The organism is Streptantibioticus cattleyicolor NRRL 8057 = DSM 46488, assembly GCF_000240165.1.
Taxonomy (GTDB): Bacteria; Actinomycetota; Actinomycetes; order Streptomycetales; family Streptomycetaceae; genus Streptantibioticus; species Streptantibioticus cattleyicolor.
This window is the reverse complement of record NC_017585.1, coordinates 1,089,444-1,114,966: the sequence shown is the minus strand read 5'-3', so window position 1 is coordinate 1,114,966 and position 25,523 is coordinate 1,089,444. Positions and strand designations below refer to the sequence as shown.

The window sequence follows — 25,523 nt, the reverse complement described above, 5'->3', positions numbered from 1 at the left end:
CGGAGGAGGTAACGGCGTGTCGCACAGCGCTGTCAGCGACGGACCCCACGGCGTCTGCCGGGCACCCGGTGACGCCCCCCGGCTGCGGCTCACGGCGGCCGAGCGCACCGCGGTGCTCGACGTGGCCGACGCGGCGCTCGCCGAGGAGCCGCACGTCCCGCCGAGCCGACGGCTGCCCCGGCTCGCCGTCCTCGCCCACCAGCTCCCGGTCCGGCTGCGCACGGTGCTCACCGAGTTCCGCATCACCGGGCGCCCCTACGGCGGTCTGGTGATCGCCGGGCTCCCGGTGGACCCGGAGGCGGCCGGCCCCACCCCGACCGACTACACCGCCGAACCGCGGGGCACCGAGGTGCTGCGCGCCGAGGTGGTGCTGCTGCTGATCGGGTCGCTGCTCGGCGACCCGTTCTCGTTCGCCACCCAGCAGCGCGGCCGGCTGGTGCTCGACGTCTTCCCGGTGCGCGGCCACGAGGACTCCCAACTCGGCTCCAGCTCCACGCAGTTGCTCGAATGGCACAACGAGGACGCCTTCCACGAGCACCGCGCCGACTGGATCGCGCTGCTGTGCGTGCGCAACCAGGACCGGGTGCCGACGCTCTTCGCCCCGGTGCACGACCTCGACCTGACCGCGCGGGACCGGGCGCTGCTGTTCGAGGAGCGGTTCGTCATCCTCCCCGACGAGTCGCACACCGCCCAGTTCAACTCGGCCACCAACGGCATCGAGAGCGACGACCGCTTCCACCAGGCGTTCGAGCGCATCGCCGCGATGGCCGAGCGGCCTCGGCGCATCCCGATCCTCAGCGGCGACCCGCGCGCCCCGTTCGTCCGGCTGGACCCGGCGTTCATGCGCCGCGACCTGGACGACCCGCCGGCCGAACGCACCCTGGCCGCGGTGATCGACGCGGTCGACCGCCGGCTGCTCGACGTGGTGCTGGACACCGGCGACCTCTTCCTGATCGACAACAAGCGCGCGGTGCACGGGCGTCGGCCCTTCACCGCCCGCTACGACGGCACCGACCGGTGGCTGCGGCGCATCAACATCACCGCCGACCTGCGCTCGTCGGAGGGCCGGCGGGTCGGGGACGCGGGCCGGGCGGTGGTGTGAGGCGGGCATCCTCCGAAGACGGCGGACCCCGGCTGGGCGCCGCCTTCCGCGGGCTGTGGGGCGCCTCCGCGGTCTCCGCCGCGGGGGACGGCATCCGGCAGGGCGCGTTGCCGTTGCTGGCGGCGGCGCTCACCCGGCAGCCGCAGCTGGTGGCCGCGGTCACCGTGGCGGGCACCGTGCCGTGGCTGGTGGTCAGCCCGGTCACCGGGGTGCTCGCCGACCGCTGGGAGCGGCGCCGCGTGCTGTGGTCCACCGATCTGGCGCGGGCCGTGCTGGCCGGTGCCTTCGCCGCCGTGGTGGCCACCGGCGGGGCCACCGTCGCCCTGCTGATCGCCTTCAACTTCCTGCTGGCCTCGGCGCAGACGCTGCGCGACAACGCGCTGCTGGGGGTGGTGCAGTCACTGGTGCCGCCCCGGTTGCTGGAACGGGCCAACAGCCGCACGCAGGCGACCGAGTTGCTCTTCGTGGAGGTGCTGGGGCCGCCGGTGGGGGTGGCGTTGTTCGCGCTGCCGGCCGGGCTGCCGTTCGTGGTGGACGCGGCCTCGTTCGCCGGTGCCGCGGTGCTGGTGCTCGGGTTGGTCCGGGCCCGTTCCCCGGTGGTTCCCGCGCCGCCGGAGGCCAGGGTGCGGGGCACGGTGCTCGCCGACGCCGCCGACGGGCTGCGCTGGCTGCTGCGCCACCGGGTGCTGCGGACGCTGTGCCTGCTGACCGGGGTCTCCAGCTTCGCGGTGACCTCGGTGGTGGCCATCGCGGTGCTCTACGCCTTCGAGGTGCTGCACGTGGGGCGGGGCGAGTACGCGGTGCTGCTGGCGGTGATCGCGGTCGGCGGGCTGGCCGGCACGCTGCTGGCGCCCGCCGCGAGCGCCGTGCTGGGCCGGGCCCGGACCCTGCACGGGGCGATGGCGCTGGCCCCGGCCGCGTTCTTCGTCACCGCCACGGCCACCGGTCCGCTCCTCGCCGCGCTGGCCTTCACCGGGGTGGGCGCCTCGGTCGGGGTGACCAACGTCGTCGGGGTCTCGCTGCGGCAGTTGCTGGTGCCGCCGGAGCTGATGGGCCGGGTCAACTCCGCCTACCGTTTCGTGGCGTTGGGCATGGCGCCGCTGGGCGCGCTGGCCGGCGGGGCGCTGGCGGAACGGCTGGGGCTGCGCACCCCGTTCCTGGTCGGCGGCGCTCTGCTCGCGGTGGGCTGGGTGTGGGGGGTGCTACGGCTGACCGAGCGGGACGTCGCCGCCGCCCTGGCCCGGCGCGCCGACTTGGCGATGACGTCCGGCGAGCCTGCCGAACCGTAGTCACGACCGGGTCACCCCTCGTAGTATCGGGCCCGTGCGGTAGCGCGGCTCGTTGTTCGACCGTGTCTGATCCCACTCGGAGGTTCGCTGTGCCGAATCAATCCCCCCTCTCCCGCTTCCACGTCGTCGTCAACGACGAGGAGCAGTACTCCATCTGGCCCGCCGACCAGGAGATCCCGGCGGGCTGGCGGCCCGAGGGTCCGCTGGGCTCCAAGGAGGAGTGCCTGCGCCACATCGAGGAGACCTGGACCGACATGCGCCCGCTCAGCGTGCGCCGTGCCCTGGACGGCGACCACCGCTGACCACGGCGGGCACCACCGGCACCACCGCTTGTCCGACCACCGCATTTCCGCAGACGACGGGGGGCTCAGCCGTGCCCGCAATCACGGGCTGGACGCGGGAACTCACGCTGTTCGACAACCTGCTCGACCTCGACCGGGCCGGCGCATCCGCCCGGCTGCTCCAGCTCACCGGGGAGGCGTCGATCGGCAAGACCCGGCTGCTGGCCGAGTTCTGCGCCGGTGCCCGGCGGCGCGGCTGGACCGTCGCCGCCGGCCGGGCGGAGCGCACCACGGAACCGTTCGGCGGGGTCGCCGACGCCGTGGACGCCTGTCTGCGGCGGGCCCCGCAGACGCTGTGGGACCAGCTCGCCGCCGCCGAACTGAGCGCGCTGGCCGCCGTCCTGCCGGCCGCGGCGACCCGGCTGACCACCACCCGGCCGGCCGCGTGCGGCACCGCTCAGGCCCAGCCGTACGGGGCGCTGCGGGTGCTGCTCGGCCATCTGGCCCGGCCGCGCGGGCTGTTGCTGGCGCTGGACGACGCCCATCTGGCCGGGCCGGAGACGATGGCGCTCCTGCGTCATCTGGTGCGCCGCCCGCCGGACGGTCCGGTGCTGGTGGTCACCGTGGTGCGCCGCTCGGCCCAGGCGTGCCAGGTCGCCGACGAGTTGCGGCAGGCCGCGGCCGGGGCGTCGTTCCAGGCGTGGGAGCTGCGCGCCCCCGCGGCCGAACTCCCCGCGGTCGGGGAGGTGGTCTGCGATCCGGAGCCGGAGGGCGGCGAGGAGCCGGAGCTGGAGGCGCTGAGCAAACGCGAGACGCAGGTGGCCCGGTTCGTCTCCATGGGGTGCACCAACCAGCAGATCGCCAGCCGGCTGGGGCTCAGCCAGAAGACGGTGGAGACCTACATGGCCCGCATCTTCAAGAAACTCGCCGTCTGCTCCCGCACCCAGGTCGCCTACTGCCTGGGCCGGCTCGACGCGCTCGCCGACTCCCGTCCGTTGGCCGGGTGAGCGGCGCCCGTTGCCCGTAGGGTGGGCCGGTGACCACGCCTACCCCGCCCCCGCCGGAGCCGCCGGTCGGCCTCGCCGAACCCGACGAGCTGCTGCCCGCCTTCCTCGACCACTACCGCGACACCGTGCTGCGCAAGCTGGACGGGCTCAGCGACGAGGAGTTGCGTACCAGCCGGCTGCCGTCCGGCTGGACGCCGCTGGGTCTCCTCAAGCACCTGGCCTACGTGGAGCGGCGGTGGTTCCGCTGGGGGTTCGCGGCCGAGAAGGTGCGGGCGTACGCCGACCCGGAGGGCCGGGACGGGGACGCCGACTGGGTGCTGGAACCGCACGACACCCCGGCGTCGGTGCGGGAGTTCTTCCGGCACGAGGTGGCCTGCTCGCGCCGGATCACCGCGGCGGCCCGGTACACCGACCGGGCCCGTCTCGGCGAGGGCTTCGAGGCCGACGAGGAGCCGCCCACGCTGGCCTGGATCATGGCCCACATGCTCCAGGAGTACGCCCGGCACGCCGGACACCTGGACGTGGCCCGCGAGTTGGCGGACGGGGTGGTCGGCGAGTAGTCAGTGTCCCCTCGTTCCGGCCGGCCGGCGTGGGGTGTCCAGCACCCGGTCCAGCAGGCCGATCGGGGGGCAGCCCAGCGCAAGCACGGTCGCGTGGAAGGCCGGCAGGGTGGAGCCCGGTTCCCTGCGGGCCCGCTCGCGCAGGTCGAGCAGGGCGAACTTGCCCCAGGTGTACCGGCCGTAGGTGGCGTCGAAGGTGCCGCGACGGGCCTCCGCGGCGGCGGCCTCCCGGGCCAGATGGGCGTCCGACATGAACCGCGCGGTGGCCTCCTCGACGTCCATCGCCCCGGTGTGCAGCCCGATGGCACAGGCCAGCCGGGTGACCCGGACCAGGGCCTCCACCGCGACGCCGACCGCGAACCGGGGGTCGCCGGAGCGGAACCCCTCCTCCAGGCACACCTCCTCGGCGTAGTGCGCCCACCCCTCCATGAAGGTCAGCGAGTGCAGCGTCCGCCGCACCGGTGAGGTCAGGCGGCGCAGCGTCCGGCCGTGCGCGAAGTGCCCGGGGGCCACCTCGTGCACGGTGATCGCGGGCAGCGTGGTGCGGCTGTAGCGGGTCAGCCACTCCTCGGCGCGGGCGGGTTCCCAGCCGGGGTCGGGCGGGGTGACCAGGTAGCGGGAGGGGGCGTCGGGTTCGCCGGGCGGGTTCCACACCATCATCGCCGTCACCCAGCGGCGCGACGGCGGCGGCAGGACGACCTCGCACTCGCCGTCCACGTACGGTACGAGGTGCCGCTCGCGGGTGAAGGCGATCGACTCGCGGGCCAGCGAGCGGGCCTCGGCGAGCACCGCGCCGGGTTCCGGGTGGTCGGCGAAGAGCCTGGGCAGCAGCGCGGCGGGCGCGGTACCGGGTTCGACGCGGGCGCAGGCGTCCCGCAGCAGTTCGGTGAGTCTGCGGCGTTCGGCGTCGGCGCGTTCGGCGAGCCGGCCGAGGTCGACGGTGACGCCTTCGGCCGACCCCATCAGCGCGGCCAGCGCGGGGCCGCCGAGCGCCGCCCGGGGCGGGCCGTGCAGGGCGGCGTGTTCGAGGTGGGCCACGAGCGCGGCGTGGGCGCGCAGGGCCCGTTCGCCGAGGTCGCCGTCGTCGGGGCGGACGTCGGCGGCGAGTCCGCGGGCGGTGCCGAGCAGCGCCCGGGCGACCGGGGCGGTCACCGCGTCGAGGCTCTCCAGCGCGGCGTCGATCGCGTCGGGCCACCGCGCGAGGTGCCGTCGGCGGGCCGCGGCGCGCTGCTCGGCCGGGGCGTACGGCCGCTCGTAGCAGGCGAGTTCGAGGTTGGCCAGGTGCGGATAGGGGTCGCGGCGGTGGAGTTCCAGCCGCCGGTGGCGTACCCGCAGCGCCTCCTCGAAGACGGCGAGGTGGGCGGCGTCGTGCGGGTCGTCCGGGGCGGGGCCGGCCGCGGCGGCGTCCAGCCGGGCCAGCGCGGCGCGGACCCCGTCCGGGGAGAGGTCCTGCACCGCGCCGTCGTATTCGTGGCGCCCCGCCTCCTCGCGTACGGTCGGCACCAGCAGATCGCACACGGCACGCAGGCGGGCATCCATGGCGGCCCACTGTAGGGGTGCGGCACACGGGCGGGGCGGTCCGGGGTTTCCCCGACTTAAGCGGGCGCCGCCGTGCTGCCAGGCTGTTGCCGCGGTGCGCGCGGACCGCCGCGTCGAAGCCGCAGGGCCCACGACGCGGAACCGGCGCCTCCGCCCTTCCAGCGTCCAGCGACCCGCGTGCGGTCCGGCCACAGCAGGGAGTCCCATGCCGGAGGAGCTCTCCCCCACCGATGTCTTCGACGCCCGAGGCGACTACGAGGCGCTCACCCCCGAGGAGCAGGCGCTGCTGTTGCTGGAGCTGTCCCGGCGCAAGGGCACGGCGGCCGGCTCGATCCCGCGCCTCCCCGGGGACGGCGCGCCGCCGCCACCGTCCTTCGCGCAGGAGCGGCTGTGGTTCCTCGACCAGGCCGACCCCGGTTCGGCCGCGTACGTGATGCCCGCCGGGGTGCGGCTGCGCGGCCGGCTCGACGTCGCCGCGCTGGCCGGCGCGCTGGGCCGGGTGGTCCGCCGCCACGAGACGCTGCGGACCACGTTCACCGCGGTGGACGGCCGTCCGGTGCCCCGGATCCGCCCGGCCGCGCCGGTGCCGCTGCCGGTGGAGGACCTGCGCGCGCTGCCGGAGGCGGAACGCGAGCGGACGGTACGGGAACGCTACCGGCGGGAGACCGACACCCCGTTCGACCTGGAGAACGGGCCGCTGCTGCGGGCGACCGTGCTGCGCACCGCCGACGAGGAGCACGTGCTGCTGCTCAGCGTCCACCACATCGCCTGCGACGGCTGGTCGCTGGGGGTGCTCCTGACCGAGCTGGCGGCCGGGTACGGGGTGCCCGAGGACGCCGCCGACCCGCTGCCGCCGTTGCCGGTGCAGTACGCCGACTTCGCCGCCTGGCAGCGCGACCAGCTCGGCGGTGACCGGCTCGACGCCCATCTCGCCTTCTGGAAGCGGCAGTTGGAGGCGCCGCCGGTGCTGGACCTGCCCGGTGACCGGCCCCGTCCGCCGCGCCGTACCTCGGCCGGCGACTCGCTGCCGCTGCGGCTGGCCCCGAAGACCGTGGCCCGGCTGGAGGAGCTGGGCGCCGGGGAACGGGCCACCCCCTACATGGTGCTGCTGGCGGCGGTGACCGTGCTGTTGTGGCGGTGGAGCGGCCAGGACGACCTGGTGGTAGGGGCCCCGGTGGCCGGCCGGCCCCGGGTGGAGACCGAACCGCTGATCGGGTTCTTCGTCAACACCCTGCCGCTGCGTCTCGACGTCTCCGGCACGCCGACCTTCCGCGAACTGCTCGGCCGGGTACGGCAGACGTGCCTGGCCGCCTACGAGCACCAGGACGTGCCCTTCGAGCGGCTGGTGCAGGACGTGGGCGCCGAACGGGCCGGCGGCCAGGTGCCGCTGGTGCAGGCGATGGTGGCGCTGCGCAACACCCCGATGCCGGAACTGCGGCTGCCCGGGCTGGAGTTGGAGCTGCTGGAGCTGCGGTCCACGGCCACCAAGTTCGACGTCTGCTTCGACCTGGTGCCCGACGGGGCGGGCGGCATCGACGGCCGGGCGGAGTTCAGCACCGACCTGTTCGACGCGGACAGCGTGCGGCGCGCGGTCGACGGGCTCCAGCGGCTGCTCGCCGCCGCGCTCGACGACCCCGACCAGCCGGTCTCCCGGCTGCCGCTGCTGGACGACACCGAACACGAGCGGATCGTGCGGGAGTTCAGCGGTGGCGGCAGCGCCGCGGCGGCGGGCACCGCCGGCACCGTGCACGGCCTGTTCGAGGCCCGCGTGGACGCCGCCCCGGACGCCCCCGCGGTGGTCTGCGGCGACCGGGTGCTCAGCTACCGGGAACTGGACGAGGAGGCCAACCGGCTCGCCCACCACCTCCGCGCGCGCGGCGTCGGCCGGGAGCAGATCGTCGGGATCTGCCTGCCACGTTCGGAACGCATGGTGGTCACCGTGCTCGCCCTGCTCAAGGCGGGCGCCGCCTACGTGCCGCTGGACCCGATGTATCCGCGCCGCCGGGTGGCCTACATGGCGGCCGACGCCGGGGTGCGGCTGGTGCTGTCGGAGTCCTCGGTGGCCCGTGACGGCCGGTTCGACCCGCCGCCGGACGCCCCGCCCGGGTACCGTCCGCCCGAGGTGGTCGAGGTGGACACCGAGGCCGCCCGGATCGCCGGCTGCCCGGCCGGACGCCCCGGCACCGGGGTCGCCCCCGGCCACCTCGCCTACGTCATCTACACCTCGGGCTCCACCGGCCGCCCCAAGGGCTCGATGAACGAACACGGCGGCATCGCCAACAGCGTCACCGCCATGAACGAGGTCTACCGGCTGCGCCCCGGCGACCGGATGCTGGCGATCTCCTCGCTCAACTACGACATGTCGGTCTACGAGGTCTTCGGCACCCTCGCGGCCGGCGCCGCCGTCGTCGTCCCCAGCGACATCGAGACCACCGACCCCGAGCAACTGCGCGACCTGCTGCGCCGACAGCGCGTCACCGCCTGGAGTTCCGCCCCCGCCCTGCTGGACATGCTGGTCAACCACGCCTACGAGCACGACGGTCTGGACGGGGTGGCGCTGCGGGTGGTCGGGGTGGGCGGCGACCGGATGCCGCCGCTGCTGCCGGACCGGCTCACCCGACTGGTGCCCGGGGTCGAGCTGTACAACCTGGCGGGGATGACGGAGGTGTCGTACTGCACCCTGTACCACCGGGTGGACCCGGCCGAGCCCGGCGCCGTGCCGTGGGGCCGGCCGCTGGCCAACCACCGGGTGTACGTGCTCGACCGGCACGGCCGACCGGCGCCCGTCGGGATGCCCGGCGAGCTGTACATCGGCGGCGCCGGTCCGGGCCGCGGCTACCACGCCCGGCCCGCGCTGACCGCCGAGCGCTTCGTCCCCGACCCGTTCAGCCCGGTGCCCGGCGGCCGGATGTACGCCACCGGTGACGTGGCCGCGTTCCGCCCGGACGGGGTGCTGCGGTTCCTCGGGCGCCTGGACCACCAGGTGAAGATCCGCGGTTTCCGGATCGAACCGGGCGAGGTGGAGGCCGCGTTGGGCACCCACCCCGACGTGGTCGAGCCGGTGGTGACGGCCTATCAGGACGAGCGGGGCACCCGGCGTCTGGTGGCCCATCTGACGGTGCGTGAGGGGACCCGGCCGGACCCCGCCGACCTGCGCCACCATCTGCTCCAGCGGCTGCCGGACCACATGGTGCCCAGCGCGTTCGTCGTCATGGACCGGCTGCCGCTGCTGCCCAGCGGCAAGCTCAACCGGGCCGCGCTGCCCGCGCCGACCGGCGGCCGGCCCGAGCTGGCCGGGCGGTACGAGCCGCCGGCCGGCGCCCTGGAGGAGGTGCTGGCCGGCATCTGGGCCGAGGTGCTGGGGCTGGAACGGGTCGGGGTGCTGGACGACTTCTTCGACCTCGGCGGGCACTCGCTCCTCGCCACCCAGGTGGTCTCCCGGATCCGCGACACCTTCCGGCTGGACCTGTCGATCGCGGCGTTCCTGTCCGTCTCCACGGTGCGTGAACTGGCCGTGGTCGCCCGTCAGTCCGCGGCCGGCGCCGGAACCGACGCCGACGCCGTCGCCGAACTGGTGCGTCAGGTGGACGCGTTGTCCGAGGAGGAGGTGGCCCGCCGGCTCGGCGCCGACTGAGCCCTAGGTCCTGTCGTCGTCCACCAGCCGGATCGCCGCCGCGGGACAGCCCCTCGCCACCACGGCGAGGCGTTCCCGCGGCACCCGGTCCGCCCCCGCCGCCGCCTCGGCCAGCTCCTCGCCGTCGAAGCGGAAAGCCGCCGGCTCCGCCTCCACGCACCGCCCGGAGCTCAGACACGCCTCCCGGTCGATCTCCACCCGCAGCCCCATCGCCCGCCTCCTGCCTTCGGTGTGGTCAGCCCAGCAGCACCGGGTAACGCGCCCAGTACTCCCGGGTGGTCGTGGTGTCCCGCACCGGCGGCGCGGCCGGGTCGCGGCGCACCCCGAGCGCGAACAGCTCCCGTACCGCCGTGGCCACCAGCCCGTACAGCGACGCGTCCGGGCCGCTGCCGCTCTGGAGGACCCCGGCCGCCAGGTCCTGCCCGATGCACACGTGCATGCCGGCCGCGAAGCTCAGCCCGAACGGCATGACGCCGGGGGCGATCTCGCGGTGCGGGTCGAACTCGGCGGCGTCCGGGCCGTAGGCGGCCGGGTCGCGGTTGACGGTGCGCAGGTCGATGACGACCCGGGCGCCCTCGGGGACGGTGATGCCGGACTCCAGCGTGACCGGGGCGAGCGCCCGGCGCATCCCCACCGTGCTGGAGGGGTTGAGCCGGATCGTCTCGTGCACGCACCGCTGCGCGAACCGCGGGTCGTCGGCGGCCCGTCGGGCGTCCTCGGGGTGGCGCGCGGTCCACTCCAGGAGGTGGTGGACCGCGCGCACGAAGGCGGTGGCGCTGGTGTGCGCCGCCACCAGCAGGAAGAACGCGGTCTCCCGGGCGATCAGTTCGTCGGACAGGCCCAGCCGGTCCTGGTGGCGCAGCAGCAGGGTGAGCACGTCCCGGGGGAGCTGCCGCTCGGGGACGGTGCCGTCGGCGAGGCCGGCCAGCAGGGCGCGCCGGCGGCGGGCGGAGGGGGTGAGGAACTCCCGCCGCCAGTCGGTGAAGGCATCGGCGATCGCGGCCCGCCGTTCGTCCTTGTCCAGGGTGGACTGGGCCAGGGTGAGCGCCTCGATGAAGACCTTGAGCTGCCCGGCCAGCCGCCGGGTCTCCGCCTCGGTGCCCTCGGGGCGGTCCACCCCGGCGACGAGGACGGCGAGGTGGAGCATGAGTTCGTGGCCGAGCGCGACGAGTTCGGTGGCGCCGCGCCGGGCGTGCGGGGCGAGGACCGCGGCGGTGACGTCGGGGAAGACCTCCTTCTCGTAGTGCAGGAAGGTCTCCCGGCGGAAGAGCTGGTTCTCCACCCGCCGGCGGTCGCGGTGTTCGGTGCCGTGCAGGTTGACCAGCACCCCGGCCATCAGGACGTGGCCCTCGTCGTACTGGGCCTGGCCCAGTTCCTTCCTGCGGTAGGCGTCGAGTGCGTCGGCGTAGCGGGTCAGGACGATCTCGTTGTCCACGTGCGGGCCTCCCGGCTCGGCTGCGCGCCGTCGGGGTGACGGTACGGAGGCGCCGACCGGCCGGTCAAGGTCGCGTACCGGGGCCGCGCGGGGGCTGTAGGGGCTTTCCCCGACTGGCTGGTCACCGGCCACGGCGCCAGATTGGTGGCACCTCGAAGACCGACCAAGGGACGTCATGCGTCTGACTCTGGTGCAGCCGCCGAACGGCTTCGTCGACCGTTACGATCTGGCGCCACCGCTCGGACTGCTCACGCTGGCCGCCGTGGCCCGCGAGCACGGCGCCGAGGTGTCGCTGGTGGACTTCAACCTGATGGGCATGGGCGATCCGTCGCTGCACGGGGCGGACTTCTACCCCCGTGCCGTGCGTGCCATCGCCGAAACCCAGCCGGATCTGGTGGGTTTCACCTCGATGGCGGTGGAGTCGCACGTCTGCCTGGAGCTGGCGCGGCTGCTCAAGGCGGCGGATCCGCGGCTGCTGACGGTGCTGGGCGGGCCGCACTTCTCCTCGATCGCCCGGGAGGCGCTGGACGCCTTCGACTGGATCGACTACGTGGTCACCGGCGAGGGCGAGCAGGCGCTGATCTCGCTGCTGCGCGTGCTGGGCGGCGCCCCGGGCGAACTGGTCAACGTGGCCCACCGGTCCGGCGGCGAGGTGGCGCTGCGCCGCGCGCTGAAGGGCATGACGTCCCTCGACGAGCTGCCGTTCCCGGCGTACGACCTGGTGGAGCTGGACGACTACTTCGCGCTCAACCCGCTCCGGCTGCTCAACGTCGACCACGCCCGGGGCTGCATGTTCCGCTGTTCGTTCTGCTACAGCCCCGGTCACTGGGGCCAGGGCGAGCAGACGAAGAGCGCGTCGGCGGTGGCCGAGCAGGTGGCGCGGATGCACGCGATGGGCGCCCGTCACCTGTTCTTCGTCCAGGACAACCTGGTCAACTCGGTGAAGGCGACCCAGGAGTTGTGCGCCGCGCTGACCGGGTCGGGCACCGGGATCACCTGGAACGCCTACGCCACCATGCAGCGGCTCACCCCGGACCTGCTCGACCGGCTGGCGGCGGCGGGGTGCACGGAGCTGTTCGTCGGGGTGGACGCCATCTCGGAGGAGGCGCAGCGCTCGTTCGCCAAGCACTTCTTCAAGGGCTGGGAGCCGCTCAAGCAGCGGCTGCGGGACTGCCTGGACCGGGGCATCATCCCCACCTGCGCCTTCATGATCGACATCCCGGAGGGCGACGACCACCGCAGCACCGACCTGGCGCTGACCACCGCGCTGCTCACCCGCAACCTCGGCTGCGGCATCCGCCTCAACACGCTGACGGTCTACAACGCCACCGCCACGGCCACCGAGTTCGCCGGTCTGCCGCGCAGCTACACCGACCTCAAGCCACGGCTGCTGCTGGACACCCCGCCCGTGGTGCAGGACAACCCGTACGCCCGGCGGGCCCCCGGGCTCTTCCCGTTCCACAGCACCTTCCTGCCGCTGCCCGCCTACACCCGCTTCGTGTCGGCGATGCACGCCGCCTACACGCTCTTCTCCGCCTTCCCGCGCACCCTGCTCCAGTACGTCCTGGTGGACGAGGGGTCGCTGTGGGAGCTGCTGGAGGCGGTGGTCGGCGGACTCGACCTGCTGGCGGTGGAGCCGCGGCGGCGCCGGGCGGTGGAACGGGAACGGTTCCAGGACCTCTTCGCCGCCCGCCGGCTGTCGGCCAGCACCCGGGACGCCTTCGCCCTGGAGTGCGCCGAGCTGCGGGTGAGCCTGGCGCCCGGCGGTCCGGCCGTCGAGGTGTCGGACGGGACCGGGCAGCGCTGGTTCCAGCCGCGACCGCACGAAGTGGTCCGGTTGCAGGAGCCTCTCGCCGATCTGTCGCGCGATCATCGGGCGGAGCCGGTGGAGAGCCCGGGGGACTACCTGGTCCTCCGGAAGGCGGGTCAGCTCGAATACTTCGCGGCAGACCCCTCGTTGCTGGCGCAGTTGGAACGGATCCGCGGCACCGCCGCCGGTTCCGGACCGGTGACGTTGGACCCCGACGTCCTCGCCGAGCTGACCGCCGCAGGCGTACTCGACCCCGTGAAGGAGGTGTAGGTCATGGCCAAGCTCACCGCAGTCGGCGCCGGCCGTCCGGTTGTCGTCCGCCTTGCCCAGGAGGGCATCGCCCACGAGCGGCTCGCCCAGGAAGGCATCGCGCACGAGCGCGTCGCCCAGGAGGGCATCGCCCACGAGCGCTTCGCGCAGGAGGGCATCGCCCACGAACGTCTCGCCTAGGTTTCCTAGCGCCTGCGTTCCGGTGGCCGGGGACGTGCCCGCGGGCCGTCCCCGGCCGCTTCGGCTCACGGCCCCACCGGCCGGTGACGGGAGGGAAGCGTACGTGTGGCTCCGTGACTGGTCGCGCCGCCCGGACGTGGCGGTGCGGCTGTTGTGTCTGCCGCCGGCCGGCGGGGCGGCCCATCTGTTCCGCCGCTGGGCGCGCAAACTCCCCGACCACATCGGGGTGTTGGCCGTCGAGCCGCCCGGCCGCGGTTCACGGCTGCGGGAGCCGCCGGTGCACGACCTGGACGCGGTGGTGTCGGGGCCCGACTCGCTGGGCCGCGAGGTCGAGGCGCTGCTCGACGTGCCGCTGGTGGTCTTCGGGCACAGCATGGGCGCGCTGGTGGGACGGGCGCTCTGTGCCCGGCTGCGGGAACGCGACCCGGGCTGGCGCCCCGCCCTCTTCGTGGCCGCCGCCAGCGAGGCCCCCGACTCGGTTCGGCTGCAACTGCCCGCCGCCGGACTCGGCGACGAGGAGGTGCTGGAGTTCCTGCGGGAGCACGGCGGCACCCCGGCCGAGCTGCTGGCCGACCCCGAGTACCGGGCGCTGCTGATCCCCGCGGTCCGCGCCGACCTCGCGCTCGCCGCCGCCGCGGGCCGGGCGTCCGGGCCCGTCCCCGGCTGTCCGGTGCGGGTCTACCTCGGGGCCGGCGACACCTCGGTGACCGTGGCCGACACCGCCGGGTGGCAGGCGTACGGCGACGGTGACTTCGCCCGGCACACCTTCGACGGCGGCCACTTCTTCGTGCAGCAGGCCGAGGACGAGGTGGTCGCCCGGCTGGCGGCCGACATCACCGGGTGCGCCGCACCGCACCCGCGCGCAACCACCCCCCGCGGCTGAAGGAGACCCCCGCGCATGCCGGCCGACGAGCACCCCGCCTTCCGTGACCTGGTGCAGCTGCTGCGCTACCGGGCCGCCACCACCCCCGAGGCCACGGCGTACGTCTTCGTGGACGACGCCGGTGAACACCCGGTCGGCTACGCCGAACTCGACCGCCGGGTGCGCCAGGTGGCGGCCGGGCTGCGGGAGGGCCCGCCGGCCGAGCGGGCGTTGCTGCTGTATCCGCCGGGGCGGGAGTACGTCATCGGCTTCTGGGCCTGCCTGTACGCGGGGATCACCGCGGTGCCGGCGTATCCGCCGGGCGGCGGGCGGCGGATCGAGCGGGTGCTGGACGTGGCGGCCGACTGCGGTGCGGCCCTGGCGCTGACCGACACCGCGAGCCTGGCCGCGTTCGGCGAGCGGTGGAACGGCCACCCCGGGCTGCGCGGGGTACGGCTGTGCTCCACCGAGTCCGCCCCCGACGTCCCGGCCGACGCCTGGCAGCCGCCCCGCACCGGCCCGGACACGGTGGCGTTCCTCCAGTACACCTCCGGTTCCACCGCCCGGCCCAAGGGCGTGGTGCTCCACCACGGCCATCTGCTGCACAACGCCGCCGCGCTCGCCGGGGCGTTGTCGGTGGGCCCGGAGGACTCCGGGGTGAGCTGGCTGCCGCCCTACCACGACATGGGGCTCATCGGCGGCATCCTGCAACCGGTCTTCAGCGGCTTCCCGTGCGTGCTGCTGCCGCCGTCCGCCTTCGTCCGCCACCCCGGGCGCTGGCTGGAGCTGATCTCCCGGCACCGGGCGACCATCAGCGCCGCCCCGGACTTCGGGTACGCCGAGTGCGTGCGCCGGGTCGGCGCGGCGGAACGGACCGGGCTCGACCTGAGCGGCTGGCGCCACGCGTTGGTGGGGGCCGAGCCGGTGCGCGCGGCCACGTTGGACGCGTTCGCCGGCGCCTTCGCCGCGCGGGGGTTCCGCCGGTCCGCGTTCTACCCCTGCTACGGGCTGGCCGAGGCCACGTTGTTCGTCACCGGCGGCACGGCGGGCGCCGGGCCGACCGCGCTCACCGTGGACCGCGACGGCCTCGGGGACGGCAGGCTGGTCCCGGCCGACGGCGACGGTCACCCCGTGCTGGTGGCCTGCGGCGCCGCCCGCACCCCGGACCGGGTGGCCGTGGTCGATCCGGCCACCGCGCGCGAGCTGCCGGACGGGGACATCGGCGAGGTGTGGATCAGCGGTCCCACCGTCGCGGCCGGCTACTTCGGCGACGACGGCGCGACCGAGGAGACGTTCCGCGCCCGGCGCTCCGACGGCGACCAGGCCGACTGGCTGCGCACCGGCGACCTCGGCGCCGTGCTCGACGGCCACCTGTACCTGACCGGACGCGCCAAGGACGTGGTCGTGGTCCGGGGCCGCAACCACCACCCCCAGGACGTCGAACAGACCGCGGAACGCGCCCACCCGCTGCTGATGCCCGGCCGTGGCGCGCTCTTCGCCCTGGACGACGGCGCGACACCACGGGTCGTCCTGGTGCACGAGGTCGTCCGCGGCCACGACCCGGCCGCCCTCGGCGACGCCGCCACCGCGGTACGCGCCGCCGTGGCCACCGCGCACGGACTGCGCCTCGCCGACGTCGCCCTGGTACGCCCCGGCTCCGTCCCGCGCACCTCCAGCGGCAAGGTCCGCCGGTCGGCGTGCCGGCAGGCGTACCTGGCGGGGGAGCTGGACCGGTCGCGGCTGGACGGGGACGCGCGGTCGGGCGGGGGCGATGGCGAACTGCCGTCCGCCGGTGCCGGGTTGAGGGCGCTCGCCGCCGAGGCGCTGGAGGTCCCCGCCGACGTGTTGCGGGACGATCTGCCGTTGGTGGCGCAGGGGCTGGACTCGCTGGCGGCGGCCCGGCTCGCCGCCGCGGTGGAGGGGGCCACCGGGACGCGGGTGGCGGTGCGTGAGTTCCTGGAGCCGGTCCCGTTGCGGGAGTTGGCCGCGCGGATGGTGCGGGCACCACGGGACGCCGTGCCCTGGCGGCCGGGGGCCGCGCCGGCCACCTCGACGGCCACCTCCGACCAGCACCGGCTGTGGCTGCTGGACCAGGCCGGGGCGGGCCCGGCCTACCTGGTCACCGCCGCCCTGCGGCTGCCCGGCCGCCGCGCCCCCGAACTGCTCACCGCGGCGCTGACCGCCGTCACCCGCCGCCACGAGGCGCTGCGCACCACGTACCACTTCCAGCCGGACGGCACCCTCGTCCAGACGGTACGTGCCTGGACCCCGCCACCGCTGCGCCACGTGGACCTCACGGTGGACGCCCGGCGCCACGGTGCCCGTACCGCCGTGCAGCGGTGGGCCCGGGACCAGTTGGCCGAACCGTTCGACCTGGCGCGGGAGACACCGCTGCGGGCCGCCCTGCTCCGGCTCGGCGACGACGACCACGCACTGGTGCTGACGGTGCATCACATCGCGGTGGACGGCGCCTCGCTGGCGGTGCTGCTGCGCGAGGCCGAGGCGGTCTGCGCGGCCGGCCCCGACGGGGAACCACGGCTGCCCGAGGCGCCCCGGTACCGTGATCTGGCCGCCTGGCGGCGTGAGGTGACCGAGGCGTCGGCCGCCGAGGACGCCGCCCACTGGCGCCGTGCGCTCGCCGGGACGGTGCCGTTGGAGCTCCCCGCCGACCGGCCGCGCCCGGTGCGGCCGAGCCACCGTGGCGGCCTGCACCCGGTGGCGGTCTCCCCCGCCGGATCCGCCGCGCTGGCCGCGTTCGCCCGGGCCGAGGGCACCACCGCGTTCACCGTGCTGCTGGCCGGGTACGCCGCCGTGCTCGCGCGCTGGAGCGGACAGCCGGACGTGGTGGTCGCGGTGCCCACCGCGGCCGGCCGGCCGCCGGGCGCCGAGGGCGTCGTCGGCTTCACCACGCTCACCCTCCCGGTACGCGTCCCCGTCGGCGCCGCCGCCACCTTCCGCGACCTGGTGCGGGCGACCGCCGCCGCCTGGCGGGACGCCGACCGCCACCGCGACACCCCCCTCGACGTCATCGCCCGCGAGGTGTCGGCGGCGGGCGGACCGCCCGGGGCCGACCTGGCCAGGGCCGCGTTCGTGCTCGGGGTGCCGCTGCCGCCGTGGCGGGCGCCGGGACCGGTCGCCGAGGCCTTCGAAGTGCCGTTGCCCGCCGCCCAGTTCGACCTGTCGCTGCATCTGACGGCGACCCCGGACGGCGGCTGCGAGGGGCGGCTGGCGTACGCCACCGACCTGTTCGACGCCGGTTCCGCGGCCCGCGTGGCGGACGCCTTCGGCCGGCTGCTCGACCGTGCCGTGGCCCGCCCGGACGAGGCCCTGGACGCCCACGACCTGATCGCGCCGGAGGAACGGCGGCGGCTGCTGGAGGAGTTCAGCGGCGCCTCGGTGCCCCCGCCCGGCGACCTGCCCGCCGCGAAGCTCTTCGCACGCCAGGTGGCCGCCACCCCGTCCGCGCCCGCCGTGCTCCCCGCCACCGGCGGCCCGCCGCTCACCTACCGGGAACTGGCCCGCCGGTCCGGCCGGCTCGCGGACCGGCTGCGGGCGCTCGGCGCCGGCCCCGGCACCGTGGTCGGCGTCCATCTGCCGTACGGCGCCGGGCTGGTGACCGCGTTGCTGGCGATCCTCGAGGCGGACGCCTGCTACCTGCCGCTGGACGCGGAGTATCCGGCCGCCCGGCTGCGCCTGGTGGCCGAGGACGCCCGCCCCGCCGTCCTGCTCGGCTGCGCCGCCCTGGACAGCGCGTCCCTCGCCCCGGACGGCACCGCCACCTTGCTGCTGGACCCCTCGGCGGAGCCCGACGGCACCCCGGACGCCGCCGCCGCGCCGCCCGCCCGTCCCGCGCGCCCGGACGACCTCGCCTTCCTCATCTACACCTCCGGCTCCACCGGCACCCCCAAGGGCGTGATGGTGACCCGGGCCGGACTCGCCAACCAACTGGCGGCCAAGCGGTCCGCGCAACCCCTCGGCCCGGACGACCGGGTGCTGCTGCACACCGCGTGCGGCTTCGACATCTCCGTCTCCGAGATGCTGTGGCCACTGGTCACCGGCGCCTGCCTGGTCACCCCGGACGGGGCCTGTCCGGCCGACCTGGAGCGGATGGCCGCGCTCTGCGCCGAACACCACGTCACCGCCTGCTACTTCGTCCCGTCGGTGCTGCGGGAACTCCTCGCCGTGCCCGGCGCCGCCGGACACCTCGCCGGGGTACGCCAACTCCAGTGCGCCGGTGAGGAGTTGACCCCGCAGCTCGCCGCCTCGGTGCACCGGCTGCTGCCCGGCGCCCGGCTGTACAACGTCTACGGCCCGGCCGAGGCCACCATCGAGGTCACCGTCGGAGCCGTCGACCCGGGCGTCGATCCCGGCGGCAAGGTGCCCGTCGGCCGCCCGGTCGCCGGGGCCCGGCTGTACGTGCTGGACGCGGGCGGACGGCCGGTGCCGGTCGGGGTGGCCGGTGAGGTCTGCGTCGGCGGCGTCCAGGTGAGCCGGGGCTACCTGGGCCGTCCGGCGGCCACCGCGGAACGGTTCGTCCCCGATCCGGCGGTCCCCGGCGGCCGGCTCTACCGCACCGGGGACCGCGGTCGCTGGCGCCCGGACGGACGCCTGGAGATCCTGGGCCGCCTCGACCGGGAGACCAAGATCCGCGGCCAGCGGGTCGACCCCGGCGAGATCGAGGCCGTCCTGCGGGGCCACCCCGCCGTCTCCGCGGCGGCCGTGACCGTCACCACCGACGGCGGCGGTCCGCCCCGGCTCGTCGCCCACGTGGTACCGGAACCGCCCGGCCCCGCCGCGGTCCCGGCCGACCTCCTCCGCGGCCACCTGCGGCAGCGGCTGCCGCGCCACATGGTGCCGGAGGTCTTCGTCGCCCTGCCGGCGCTCCCCCTCGGGGCCAACGGCAAGACCGACCTGGCCGCGCTGCCCGCCCCGCCCGCCGCCCGTCCGGACACCTCACCCGACGCCGCCCCCCGCACCCCGGTGGAACGCCTGGTCGCCGCCATCTGGACCGACGTGCTCGGCGTCGAACACATCGGCCGCCACGACGACTTCTTCGACCTCGGCGGCCACTCCCTGCTCGCCACCCGCATCGCCGTCCGCCTGCGCGACACCTTCGGCGTCGACCTGACCATCGCCGACCTGCTCCACCACGACCTGACCGTCGCCGCCCTGGCCCGCGCCGTCGAACAGCGCCGCCTCGCCCGGACCAGCGCGGCCGAACTGCGCGAAGCCCTCGAAGCCGTCCGCGCCCTGTCCCCCGCCCAGTCCCGCGCCCTCCTCGGCGACCCCGACACCCCGCCGGCCCCCTGAGCCCCCGGGCCCGCCTCAGCGCGCGGGGGTGAGGCGCAGCCACTCCTTGACCGACGCCCGTACCGCCGCGGGGCTGCTGGGCCACGGGAGGGTGCGGCCCGCGCGCCACAGGGCGGTCTGGTCGGTGTAGTGCGGGGAGGCGGTGTGGCCGGAGGCGCCGGTGAGGTTGATCCAGCGGGAGTCGTCGAGCCGTCCGAGGTCGACCACCATCCGCATCGAGGGCACCCAGTCGACGCCGTAGCCGTCGGGCGGGAACCAGCCGGTGGCGTCCACCAGGTCGGTGCCGCCGCCCAGTTGGTAGGGGCCGCGGTTGAGCAGCCACCGCACCGGGGCCGGAGCGCCGGTGCCCAGCGTCTGGTTGCGCAGTTCGAGGGTGTGCAGCGCGCCCCACCGCCAGTGCTTGGGGTCACCGCCGAGCCGCTTGTCCAGGTCCCGGGCCGCCGCGTCGAGCGCGGCGCCCAGCACCGCGTCCCGGCCGTGCAGCGCGGGCTGTTGCGGACTGCTCCACCACGGGTCGTCCGGCGTGCCGAGCATCGTACGGACCACGTCGAACCAGCGGCCCCCGCCGCCCGCGCCGAACGTCTCCACGTCCCCGGCCGTGCGCAGCCGGGAGGTGAAGACCAGGTCCAGCAGGTGCGACCAGACGGCGTTGAAGTAGGCGGCGGCGGCAGAGTCGGGGGGCTGGGTGAGGTCCCAGCCGCGCAGCAGGTCCACCGCGGCGGCGGTGCCGGGCGCCACCGGTGCCTTCAGCAGGTACGGCACGAGCTGCCGCGCGTTGGGGTTGAGCGTGTCGCCCTCGATGCGCCCCATGTCGGCCACGGTCAGCTTCCCGCCGCCGGTGATCAGGTCGGCGATCCGCCGGCTGCGGTAGCCGGTGCCCCAGTACGGGGTGATGGGGTACGGGTAGTCCGGTCCGGTGACCGCGTTGTTGGCGGTGACGATGTAGCCCCGGGTGGGGTTGAGTTCGTGCGGCAGCCTGTCGAAGGGGACGTAGCCGCGCCATTCGTGGTCGCCGGTCCAGCCGGGTACCGGGTAACTGCCGTCGCCGCGCGCCCGGATGGGCAGCAGGCCGGGCATCTGGTAGCCGATGTTCCCGCGTACGTCGGCGTAGACCATGTTCTGCGCGGGGGCCACCAGGAGCGCCGCGGCGGCGCGGAAGCCGGTCCAGTCGGTGGCCGCGTCCATGGCGAACACGGCGTCGATGGTGTGCGACGGGACGAGCCCGGCCCAGCGCAGCGCGACCGCGTATCCGCCGGCCGCCCGGGGCGCGTCCGGGACCCGTCCGACGGCGCCGGTGCGCGCCGCCGTCCGGTCGGCGTCGGAGATGACCGGCCCGTGCCGGGTGGCCCGTACGGTGAAGGTGACCGGGGAGCCGCCGGCCACCGCGATGGTCTCGCGCCGGGTGGTCAACGGCAGTTGGCGGCCCTGGTACGTGTAGTCGTCGCCGGTGATCTTCTCCAGGTACAGGTCGGAGTCGGCGGCGCCCAGCGCGGTGAACCCCCAGGCGATCCGCTGGTTGTGGCCGATGAGCACGCCGGGCATGCCGGGGAAGGTGAAGCCGGTGACGTCGTAGGGGCAGGCCGCGGTGACGGTGCGGCAGTGCAGCCCGATCTGGTACCAGACGCCGGGCAGCGTCGGCGCCAGGTGCGGGTCGTTGGCGAGCAGCGGCGCACCGGTGGCGCTCCGGCTGCCCGCCACCACCCAGGCGTTGGAGCCGATGCCGGTGCCGGACGGGCCGAGCAGCGCGGTGAGCCGGCGGCGTACGTCCGACACGGCGGTCAGCGCGCCGGTGGCGGCGGCCGGTACGGCGGTGGTGGTGCGGGCGGCGGAGGGCGGGGCGGAGCGGGCGGTGGCGGGGCCGGTGACCGGGTCCCAGCGGCTGAAGTCGTACGGCGGGAAGATCCGGTCGACGTCGTGGACGGGGAACTTCGCGGCGAGCACGGCGCGGATCATCTGGTCGCTGGTGGTGGAGTTGAGCTGCCAGGCGACCGCCTTGAGCCAGACCACCGAGTCCACCGGGGTCCACGGGCGGGGCCGGTAGGAGCCGTCGGCGAGGGAGAGGACGGCGTACTCCACGCTGAGCCGGGCGCCGGTGTGGTCCTTGAGGTAGGCGTTGACCCCGGCCGAGAACGCCTGGAGGAAGGCGCGGGTGCGCGGAGACGCCGCGTCGGCCTCCTGCCGTGCCACCCGGTACCAGCCGAGGGTGCGCACCAGTTTGTCGTCGTCGACCTGGCCGGCGCCGAACATCTCGGCGAGGCGCCCCTCGGCGATGTTGCGTTCGGTGTCCATCTGCCAGAAGCGGTCCTGGGCCTCGACGTAGCCTTGGGCGAGGAAGAGGTCCTCCGGGTCGTCGGCGAGGATCTGCGGGATGCCGGAGGCGTCCCGGCCCACGTCCACCGGGTGGTGCAGCCCGGGTACGCCGAGGCGGCCGGAGGTGACCGGCAGCGACCGGCCGACCGTCCACCGGACGTACAGCGCCCCCGCGCACGCGCCGGCCACCAGCACCACCACGACGACGAGCACGGTGATCCGCAGCCACCGCCACCGCCGGCGCCGCCGTCCGCCGGGGGAACCGCCGTCCGCCGTACCACCGTCCCGCGCCGGAGCGCTCTCCTCGTCGGTTGCCGCCACGCACCGATGGTGCGGCCCGGCGTGACGTGCGGGGAGTCGGGAGATCCCCGGACACCGGATTCCCGTACGCCACCCGGACATTGGTGCGGTCCGGCGGGAACCGACCGGTGCCGTGGCCGTGTCCTGGGGTGCGGAGGCGCACACGGGGTGCGCCCGGTCCATTGTGGGGGACTACACGATGACACGTACGACACGCGGACGGCGCGCGGTGCTGGGTTCGGCCGCGGCGACGGCCGCCGGTCTGGCGCTGGTGGTGGGGGCCGCCGGCGCGGGGCAGGCCGCGCCGCTGACCGGCGCCGCGAAGGCCGCCCCGGCCTGCGGTGCCGCCGCCCGGACGACGGCGCCGGCCGGTACCGTCCGAACGGCTGCGACGACCACCGAGGCCCCGGCCGCCACGGTCGCCGCGGCCACCGGCAAGGCCGCCGACCGGATTTCCTACGCCCTCGCCGCGGAGGCGCCGCTGGGCCTGTGGTCGTCCTCGGGCGTCACGCTGCGCACCCCGGTCGCCAAGGGCACGGTGCGCCTGGACGTCACCACGCGCGGGTTCGACTCCGACTCGCTGGTGATCCAGCGCTACGTGCCCACCAGCCACCGCTGGGTCGATCTGAACACCAAGCCGTCCAGCGGCAACCACCGGGACAAGGGCGTCTTCACCTTCCCGGTGACGGCGGCGGCGAGCGCGGCCCACCCCGCCACGGTGGCGCTGCGGGTCCAGGACCTCGACCGTCCCGGCAAGCTGACGGTGGCCGCGTCGGTCGCCGACGGCCACGGCCACACCTACCGCGCTCCGGCCCGGACCGCCGTGGTGGACCGTCCCACCACGACCGTCGGCGGCTGGCCGCGCGGCACGGCGCTGGTCCGCGGCGGCGCGGCCAAGGAGTTCTCCATCACCGTGCGCAACACCACCAAGCGGGCCTACCCGGGGCTGACCGCCGGGTACTTCGCCTACGGTGCGGCGGGCGGGCACGCCCTGCTGCCCAAGGACGTGGTGCTCCAGGAGTACCTGCCCGGCCACGGCTGGAAGCGGGTCGCCATGGTGCCGGACGGCTGCGACCCGGGCATGTCGGCCGCGCTCGCGCCGGTCAACCGCGGCCCGCTGGCGCCCGGTGCCACCGCCGTCTACCGGCTGCGGCTGGCGATCGCCCGGACCGCCCCGGCGGCCGACGTGGAGGCGGGGATCTCGGTGGGCACTTCGGACCACTCGTTCTACTTCCAGATGCTGCGGTTCCCGATCCGCACCAAGTGACGACCGGGCGGGTGTTGCCGGGCAACACCCGCCCCGTTGCCGGTTTTCCGCGGTCCGTTGCCGGTTCGCCGGTCGCGCAGCGCAACGCCTCGCTCACACAGCATGCTGTCACCGTCCCCCTGGCGCCCGTCAGGGGGCGGTGCGATCCCCGCCGGTGATGTGGCGGGGTGACGAGAGGGATGCGATGGACCGTTCACTGCTGTCGACGAGGGCCGCGCTGGTGTTGTCACTGGCCGTCGCGGCGGGGGTGGGGGCCGGTGTGCTGGCCGCCCTCGCGGGTGACGGCGCGGCCCGCTGCGTGCTGTGCGGCCTGGCGGCCGTCGGCCCCGCGGTGCCGTTCTTCAACACGCTGGTGGCCGCCGACGACCGGGCGGACCGGGACGGCGGGCGGCGGCGTGGCTGAACTTCGGCCGCTCGGCCAGGACTTGACGCAGGAGTCCCGGGCGCTGGCGCAGGCGCTGCGGGAGCTGTTCGACGGGCTCGACGTGTCGGTGCGCCGGTACGCGGCACGCCGGGTGCGGGACGCCGGGACCTTCTCCCGATACCTCAACGGCACCCGGGTCCCGCCGTGGGAGGTGGTCATGGACCTCTTCACCGACCTCGCCGAGCACCGGGGAACCGCGGCCACCCCGGAGGCCATCGACCTGCTGCGCGGGCTGCACCGCGCGGCGGTGGCCACCAACGCCTCCCCCAAGCACGCCATGGAGGTGCTGGAGCAGCAACTCGCCGACGCCGACCGGCTCTCGCGGCGCTCCACCGCCCGTGGCGACGCGCTCGGCGACGCCCTGCTCGACCGCAAGCACCGCATCGCCGACCTGGAGGTCCGCCTCAACCAGCTGGAGGCGGAATGGGCCGCGGAACGCGAACGCGCCGACCGCCTCGCCGCCGCCCGCCCCGACGTCTCCGGCCTGCTGCGCGAACGCGACACCCTCCAGGCCGAGGTGGCCCGGCTCGCCGCCGAACTGCTCGCCGCGCGCGACCAGCGCGACGCGGCGGAGGAGCGCTGCCAGTTGCTGGAACGGCAGTTGGAGACCGTCGAGCGGGCGCAGCACACCGCCGCGCTGCCGACGCCCCGGGCCCCGGGACCGGCGCAGCGGATGCCCAAGGTGCTCGTCGTCGACGACCAGCCGGACAACCTGCTCGCCATGACCGCGGTGCTCTCCACCCTCGACCAGGAACTCGTGGCCGTCCCCTCCGGCCGCGACGCGCTCAAGGCGCTGCTCGACCACGACGACTTCGCGGTGATCATCATGGACGTCCAGATGCCCGACATGGACGGCTACGAGACCGCCGCGCACATCAAGCGCCGCAGCCGTGACCGCGACGTCCCCATCATCTTCCTCACCGCGATGGGCGCCGACCCCGAGCACTCCGCCCGTGGTTACGCGGCCGGTGCCGTCGACTACATCGGCAAGCCGTTCGACCCCTGGGTGCTGCGGGCCAAGGTCGCCGTCTTCACCGGCATCTACCTGGAACGGCGGCTGCGCCACCCGGACCCCGCCTGATCGCGGACCGGCCGCGGCCCCCGTGACGGGGACCACGGCCGGGCGCGGGGAGGTCCTTCGGCGTCAGCCGTTGCCGTCCGCCGTGGCCTTGGCGAACCGGGCGGCGACGTCGTTCCAGTTGACCAGGTCCCACAGCTTGGTGACGTAGTCGGGGCGCACGTTCTTGTACTGGAGGTAGTAGGCGTGCTCCCAGGCGTCGAAGACCAGCAGCGGGGTGCTGCCCTGGCCGACGTTGCCGTGGTGGTCGTAGACCTGCTCCACGATCAGGCGCTTGCCCAGCGGCTCCCAGGCGAGCACGCCCCAGCCGGAGCCCTGCACGGAGCTGGTGGCGACGGTGAGCTGCTTCTTGAACGCCTCGAAGCCGCCGAGGTGTTCGTCGATGGCGTCGGCGAGGGCGCCGTCGGGGTGGTCGCCGCCGTCCGGCGAGAGGTTCTGCCAGAAGATGGAGTGCAGCACGTGGCCGGAGAGGTTGAACGCGAAGGTCTTCTCCAGCCCGACCAGGCCCGTCGGGGTGATCCGGTCCTTGTCGCGGGCCTCGGCGATCTGCTCCAGGGTGTCGTTGGCGCCCTTGACGTAGGCGGCGTGGTGCTTGGCGTGGTGCAGCTCCAGGATCTGACCCGTGATCGCCGGCTCCAACGCCGCGTAGTCGTAGGGGAGATCAGGAAGCGAGTACGTGCCCATCAGGTCACAACCCTTTCAACGAGACAAACGGTCAGGCCCTGATCGCCCACACTATTGCGCATGACTTGCAATTACCAGTTCGAAGCTCCAGCATGTTGTCCGCGGGGCCGGTCCGTCAGCCTTCTGTCCCGGTACGCCCTCGCCACGGGGGCGCCGCCGTCCAGTCGCTGATCGTCTTTGC

18 protein-coding genes are annotated in these 25,523 nt (G+C 75.1%); 13 read left to right on the top strand and 5 right to left on the bottom strand.

Annotation, left to right across the window (positions count from 1 at the left end; all coding sequences use genetic code 11):
• The first annotated feature begins 16 nt into the window (after positions 1 to 16).
• The 5 genes from gntD (at position 17) to SCATT_RS32630 (ending at position 4,239) form a co-directional block, all read left to right on the top strand.
• On the top strand, positions 17 to 1,102 hold the full coding sequence (gene gntD / locus SCATT_RS32650; protein ID WP_014151078.1) for a guanitoxin biosynthesis L-enduracididine beta-hydroxylase GntD: 1,086 nt from the start codon (positions 17 to 19) through the stop codon (positions 1,100 to 1,102).
• Entirely contained in the window at positions 1,099 to 2,391 is a 1,293-nt protein-coding gene (locus tag SCATT_RS32645; RefSeq protein WP_014151079.1) for an MFS transporter, read from the top strand. Before gntD ends, SCATT_RS32645 begins: the two co-directional genes overlap by 4 nt.
• 89 nt (positions 2,392 to 2,480) lie before the next feature.
• The gene (locus tag SCATT_RS32640) at positions 2,481 to 2,693 is read left to right on the top strand and encodes an MbtH family protein (protein WP_014151080.1); all 213 of its coding nucleotides are present in this window, start codon (positions 2,481 to 2,483) and stop codon (positions 2,691 to 2,693) included.
• A gap of 71 nt (positions 2,694 to 2,764) precedes the next feature.
• A complete protein-coding gene (locus tag SCATT_RS32635) occupies positions 2,765 to 3,679 on the top strand; it encodes a helix-turn-helix transcriptional regulator (protein WP_014151081.1) in 915 nt (304 codons plus the stop codon).
• 29 nt (positions 3,680 to 3,708) lie between these two features.
• Entirely contained in the window at positions 3,709 to 4,239 is a 531-nt protein-coding gene (locus SCATT_RS32630) for a DinB family protein (RefSeq protein WP_014151082.1), read from the top strand.
• Here SCATT_RS32630 and SCATT_RS32625 read toward each other — a convergent pair whose 3' ends face one another.
• Entirely contained in the window at positions 4,240 to 5,778 is a 1,539-nt protein-coding gene (locus SCATT_RS32625) for a DUF885 family protein (RefSeq protein ID WP_014151083.1), read from the bottom strand. It abuts the gene before it with no gap.
• A 205-nt stretch (positions 5,779 to 5,983) separates the two neighbouring features.
• Here SCATT_RS32625 and SCATT_RS32620 point away from each other — a divergent pair, with 205 nt between their 5' ends.
• Entirely contained in the window at positions 5,984 to 9,412 is a 3,429-nt protein-coding gene (locus SCATT_RS32620) for a non-ribosomal peptide synthetase (protein WP_014151084.1), read from the top strand.
• Positions 9,413 to 9,415: 3 nt separating this feature from the next.
• Here the strand turns inward: SCATT_RS32620 and SCATT_RS32615 are convergent, their stop codons facing one another.
• Both SCATT_RS32615 and SCATT_RS32610 read right to left on the bottom strand, forming a co-directional pair.
• On the bottom strand, positions 9,416 to 9,622 hold the full coding sequence (locus SCATT_RS32615) for a ferredoxin (protein ID WP_014151085.1): 207 nt from the start codon (positions 9,620 to 9,622) through the stop codon (positions 9,416 to 9,418).
• Between the two features lie 25 nt (positions 9,623 to 9,647).
• A complete protein-coding gene (locus tag SCATT_RS32610) occupies positions 9,648 to 10,847 on the bottom strand; it encodes a cytochrome P450 (protein ID WP_014151086.1) in 1,200 nt (399 codons plus the stop codon).
• A 175-nt stretch (positions 10,848 to 11,022) separates the two neighbouring features.
• On the opposite strand from SCATT_RS32610, the gene SCATT_RS32605 reads away from it, so the two are divergent.
• The 4 genes from SCATT_RS32605 (at position 11,023) to SCATT_RS32595 (ending at position 19,279) form a co-directional block, all read left to right on the top strand.
• A complete protein-coding gene (locus SCATT_RS32605) occupies positions 11,023 to 12,927 on the top strand; it encodes a B12-binding domain-containing radical SAM protein (RefSeq protein ID WP_014151087.1) in 1,905 nt (634 codons plus the stop codon).
• A gap of 3 nt (positions 12,928 to 12,930) precedes the next feature.
• On the top strand, positions 12,931 to 13,107 hold the full coding sequence (locus SCATT_RS39150) for a hypothetical protein (protein ID WP_014151088.1): 177 nt from the start codon (positions 12,931 to 12,933) through the stop codon (positions 13,105 to 13,107).
• A 103-nt stretch (positions 13,108 to 13,210) separates the two neighbouring features.
• Complete coding sequence (locus SCATT_RS32600) at positions 13,211 to 13,990, top strand: thioesterase II family protein (protein WP_014151089.1); 780 nt, start codon at positions 13,211 to 13,213, stop codon at positions 13,988 to 13,990.
• A 15-nt stretch (positions 13,991 to 14,005) separates the two neighbouring features.
• Positions 14,006 to 19,279: a non-ribosomal peptide synthetase gene (locus tag SCATT_RS32595; protein WP_014151090.1), complete on the top strand. Its 5,274-nt coding sequence runs from the start codon at positions 14,006 to 14,008 to the stop codon at positions 19,277 to 19,279.
• A gap of 15 nt (positions 19,280 to 19,294) precedes the next feature.
• Here the strand turns inward: SCATT_RS32595 and SCATT_RS32590 are convergent, their stop codons facing one another.
• Positions 19,295 to 21,910 carry a penicillin acylase family protein gene (locus SCATT_RS32590; protein ID WP_014151091.1) on the bottom strand — a complete coding sequence of 872 codons (2,616 nt, stop codon included), beginning with the start codon at positions 21,908 to 21,910 and terminating at the stop codon, positions 19,295 to 19,297.
• A gap of 178 nt (positions 21,911 to 22,088) precedes the next feature.
• On the opposite strand from SCATT_RS32590, the gene SCATT_RS32585 reads away from it, so the two are divergent.
• From SCATT_RS32585 to SCATT_RS32575, 3 genes are all read left to right on the top strand, one after another.
• Positions 22,089 to 23,156: a hypothetical protein gene (locus SCATT_RS32585; RefSeq protein ID WP_014151092.1), complete on the top strand. Its 1,068-nt coding sequence runs from the start codon at positions 22,089 to 22,091 to the stop codon at positions 23,154 to 23,156.
• A 184-nt stretch (positions 23,157 to 23,340) separates the two neighbouring features.
• Positions 23,341 to 23,559, top strand: a complete 219-nt coding sequence (locus tag SCATT_RS32580) for a hypothetical protein (protein ID WP_014151093.1) — start codon at positions 23,341 to 23,343, stop codon at positions 23,557 to 23,559.
• Positions 23,552 to 24,661: a response regulator gene (locus tag SCATT_RS32575; protein WP_014151094.1), complete on the top strand. Its 1,110-nt coding sequence runs from the start codon at positions 23,552 to 23,554 to the stop codon at positions 24,659 to 24,661. Before SCATT_RS32580 ends, SCATT_RS32575 begins: the two co-directional genes overlap by 8 nt.
• Positions 24,662 to 24,724: 63 nt before the next feature.
• Here SCATT_RS32575 and SCATT_RS32570 read toward each other — a convergent pair whose 3' ends face one another.
• A complete protein-coding gene (locus tag SCATT_RS32570) occupies positions 24,725 to 25,342 on the bottom strand; it encodes a superoxide dismutase (protein WP_014151095.1) in 618 nt (205 codons plus the stop codon).
• Positions 25,343 to 25,523 lie beyond the last annotated feature (181 nt).